Genomic DNA, 4724 nt, shown 5'->3' on the forward strand with positions numbered 1-4724 from the left:
TTCTCGAAAGCGGATGCAAAAGTACAAACTTTACGACTAACTTCCAAATATTTTTCAAGAAAAGTTTTAGAAAATTGCAGAAATTGATTTATATCAAACCAGTGTGTGCGCATTCAGCAATTATTGCTCGCTTATATCTACCTTATAGCAAAAGGAGACTATCCACTGAACTTGAATATGGAACTACTATAAAAAGATAAATTATCATTTTACAGTTGGGCTAAATCTGGAACTTTTGTCAGTAATATATCAATCATTTCGTTAGCTATTTTATGATCAACGATTCGCATAATATTGCTCGCTTCAGTATTATAATCAAAGAAGTTTATACTTCCATACCAGACGATAGATTTGTCGATGATTGCACATTGTAGAGTTTGCTCCTTATTATATAATACATCTATTCCAGCTTTTGCCAATTCCATCTCCTTAGCACCTTCCTCTTTGATACGTAATGCCACATCAACACCATTATGGAGAATGACGGAAAGTGTAGACATCATGGCTGTTCTATATTTGAACTTTACTTTGGGAACTGCTATTAGAACAGAATGTTTAGCATTTGCCAAATCGTTTCGGAATGCGTTTTCGTAATTGTTTCGCTCATATATCAGTTCCTGTGGTTGATTGTCTGCTACTTTCATTATGGCATTTTTGCCATAACCTGCAGATGCATATCCTTTTAGACGCTTGCGGTACATCGAGTCGCAAAGTGGAATGTGGATATCTACATAATCATAAATTACCACCTCACTTTTCCCTTCATATTCCCGATGCAAACGACCAGCATATTGTTCCACGTTCCCTTTCCATGCAATAGGCATAGTAAGGAATAATGCGTCAAGACGAGGATAATCGAAACCTTCGCCTACATACTTTCCTGTAGCTACAATTGCAAGCGAATCTGTTGGAGATATTGTCTGAAGCTTTTGCAAAGCTAAACGTTTCTCCTTTGTGGAATCGGCTCCAATGAGTTGAACGACATGGTCAACAAATGGCATAAGCATTTCTGCCAAAATCCTTACATGGGCTGTGCGCGTAGTTAAAAGCAACGGAGTATGTCCTTTTTGAATGGCTATTTTTACATCTTCGATAATAAATTCATTTCTGGTCACATCTTCAGACAAGGCTTTTGTGATTTGGACATAAGACTTGTTTTCTGATGTAATATTGTGGAAGGAGGTAAATCTTGGATTCAAGATGCGTTTGAAAGTTTGGTTGGCAATCTGAGCCTTCGCATCGGAAGTAAATCTTATTTTTCCGCACTGCATAAAGATAATCGGTTGACGTCCATCTTTTCTGATGGGAGTTGCAGTTAAGCCATAAACATAAGTTGCTATCACATGCCGAAGCACTTGCTCAAAGCTGACAGAAGAGACATGATGACATTCATCAACAACAACCATGCCGTAATCTCTGACAAAGGGTTTAACTTCTCCTTCGCTTAAACAAGACTGTATCAAAGCAATATCTATTATACCATGCAAAGAATTCTTGCCAGAACATAAACAACCGATGATAGACGATTTATTCTTTCGTTCCCGTCTTTTTTCTGGTTCTTCTATTGTTTCATTTATTTCAAGAAATTTATCCAATCGCTCTTTCCATTGTTCAAGCAAAGCTTTGTTATGCACAAGTATCAGAGTGTTTACCTTTCTCTTTGCAATCATTCCAAGAGCAAATACGGTCTTACCGAATGCTGTTGTAGCAGACAGTGTGCCAATGTTATGCTCTGCGAAAGCTTCCATTGCTTTTTGCTGTTCTTCTCGAAGCTCACCTTTAAAAGTCACATGGATACTTCGTCCTGGATTTGTTTTATCGAAAACAGTAACATTGACATTATGTTGACTCAATATATCACAAACAGCATCTTCACATCCACGTGGAAGTGCAAGGTAATCATCTGTCATTTCAGAACAAGAAATGATGCGTGGAATATTATATGTGGAGAGACGCATATTTTGCTTCTCGTAAAATTCGGGATTTCGGAAAGCCGCTACACGTTTGAAGGCATTCACACATTTTGCAGATAAATTAGCTAAGGGAATATAGAACATGTTTGCTCTTGTAAGAGCGATTTGCTTTGGATAACTATCTTTTAAAGTAGTATTTATTTGAGGAGTTTCCCATGGTTTTGTCTCGCAGGACTTTGATAGTTCACCTAAGTTAGGCATCATATGCTGCCGTAACAATAAATCTACTTCAGCCTCGGTCAACTTTTGTATTTGTGATAAAAGCGCCCATTGATCTACATACGCATTGAACTCATCATCTACGAACACGCTATTTCCTTTACGACGAGCCATTCCTTGTAACGGTAAGGCTACAAGATTTCCAAGACCTCCTTCTGGTAACGTGTCTTGATTAGGAAAGAAACGGTCATATGACTTGAAAGACAATCGTGCATCACGATTCATCGCTTCCGTAAGAATGGCATTTCCTAACTTACGTGCCATCAATGCCATTATTGGTTTATCAAAAAATATCCATACATGCGCACCATTACCAGAACGAGAGCGCTCTATATAATATGGTACGTTCCAGTTCTTGCAGACATTTACGAAAGCAAGGACATCATTCTTATAACCATGTTCGCAATTCTTGTCATCAAAATCAGTACATAAAAAATAACAGGTATTATCCTTACAAATTGGATAAAGACCGATGACATCACGACCAAAAAGGTCTTTTCCTGCAAGATGATTGAAGAAATCATTGTATGACAAATATGCAAACAATCTATTTGGGCAATCTCCACATTTATATTTTCGTTTGTCACAATACTCGCGGTTCCATTCTCTTTCACACACTGGCTGATACCCAGCCTTTTGAGAAGATGGACTATACCATCGTTTCGCAAATACGTCATCTCTACCTTGGAACAGGCTTTGAAACACTGCTACTTTTTCTTGTAGACTAAGCCGAACGGCATGATTCGTAGCAATATGAACTGGTTGTTCAATAGTTTCTCTTTCTACGGGAAGTGAATAGGAAATGCCATGCTTGTCAAGTATTGTCTTCAACATCGCATTCTCTCGTTCCAAATCTTGCAATTGTTTGAGTACTAATTCATCACTACGGTTTTCGGCTCGCCCCATTTTAGTTATTATCCAAATTTATGATTTCTCAATAGCCTACCAATCCCCCTATTCGTCATACGCTACCAGCCTAACAAAGATTCAAAATTAGTCAGTACTTATGCTCAATTAACATCATAAATTAATGCAAAACATTTGATAAATGTCATACCGATTTGAATAACATCGCATTTGCTTGCATTTGTTTCTTTAACCGCTTCGCATTTGGCTTAAACGTTTTATAAGTTAAAAAACCAGCGACAACACCACCGACAATAGGTACTGCCTTACTCAAGCGTTTTGTCACAGAACCTTTTACGAATTTCGTTCTAACCCATTTGGACACCCCTTTTACTAATGGATACCACATAGTTTCCGTCACGCCCACTTGCGGCATACGCATAGTTGTGTGTTCGGCAAACGTTTCTGAGAGTTGCTTAAAAGCCTCGTTAGCAGTACTTGCCCCAAGCATGACACCCAAAAAGATAGTCAGCACATCATAAGAAGATTCTATTAAATGCCCTTTTTGGTCGCACAAATCAGGATAACCATATAAATAAGCTAACTTTTGAACAATAATTAAGGTTTGACAAAAGTATTGTAATAAATCAGCAGGAATAGCAAAAAAGACAGCGACACCGCCTGGTACACCTGTTACGGTAGAAAAAATGGTTGCTTTTTTAGTATGTTCATTGATACATTCGGTAGCCAATTGATTGATTAATTTTAGAGGAATAACATCAATTGGACGCTGCAAGGCTGCTTTCTTTATTTCTGTTTCCGTACAATGAGGTCTCAAAGCCTCCACCAAAAACGCCACCCTATCAACCTTGATTCCTGGTAAGTTCATGATAGAATATATTATTTTATTCCACTTTGTAACTTCGTTTTCCATTATAAAAATATTTTTATGTTCAACTGGATTTATGAAAAAAGACTCAATTACCCAAAAAACTTATTTTTTAACGAGTGTCCCTTTCAAATAACTCTTACAAATATATGGATATTTTTTCTAAATTCAAAGATTATTCTCTTAAAGGATCTTCACGAGAGGTGAAGAATTTCATTGGTTCAGTCAAAACTTCATTAGCTAAATTGATTTCAAATAAATCGTGATATTACCAATCGTTAATCATGAATTTATGACTGTCTGCTACTGTCAGTTTTCTTGACAACAAGCCTCTCATATTTCGCGTATTTCAAACAAATCATTAACTGATTGAAAATATGCCAGAAATATGGAAGTTTTGCATTCCTTTGTCACACAAAGGGTTACGAATGTTAGGCAAATTTTTACGCCTATTCGTCACCATTTTTCGCCACTAAAACAATGCTTTAAGCACCATAATAGCATGCTTTAATCCCATTACTTTATGTTGTCAGCAGCACTATATGGTGTGAACAGCCTCATTATCTCATTGCTTTAATTATTCAAAGAGATTTTTTTGCCAAAATCATCACCATATTGTCTATTCCCTGCCTATTGTTTTTCTCCAGATTGTCATTTTAGAATGACCGTTTTTTTGTCATTTTATAGGACAAAATATAACTTATTCATGCAGTTTTCTAAAGTCTAAGATGCAGATTTATCAAATGAGACCTCTGCAAAACTTTCTCTTTCTCTCATAAATTCACTTATAACCACAT

General features: G+C 36.7%; 2 protein-coding genes. Both read right to left on the reverse strand.

The window, feature by feature from the left end:
• Positions 1-209 precede the first annotated feature (209 nt).
• Positions 210-3098, reverse strand: a complete 2889-nt coding sequence (locus HMPREF9304_RS00800) for a TOTE conflict system archaeo-eukaryotic primase domain-containing protein (protein WP_036925830.1) — start codon at positions 3096-3098, stop codon at positions 210-212.
• Between the two features lie 145 nt (positions 3099-3243).
• Positions 3244-3972: a hypothetical protein gene (locus HMPREF9304_RS00805; protein ID WP_036925833.1), complete on the reverse strand. Its 729-nt coding sequence runs from the start codon at positions 3970-3972 to the stop codon at positions 3244-3246.
• Positions 3973-4724: the final 752 nt, after the last annotated feature.

The organism is Hoylesella timonensis S9-PR14, assembly GCF_000762405.1.
Classification (GTDB): domain Bacteria; phylum Bacteroidota; class Bacteroidia; order Bacteroidales; family Bacteroidaceae; genus Prevotella; species Prevotella timonensis_A.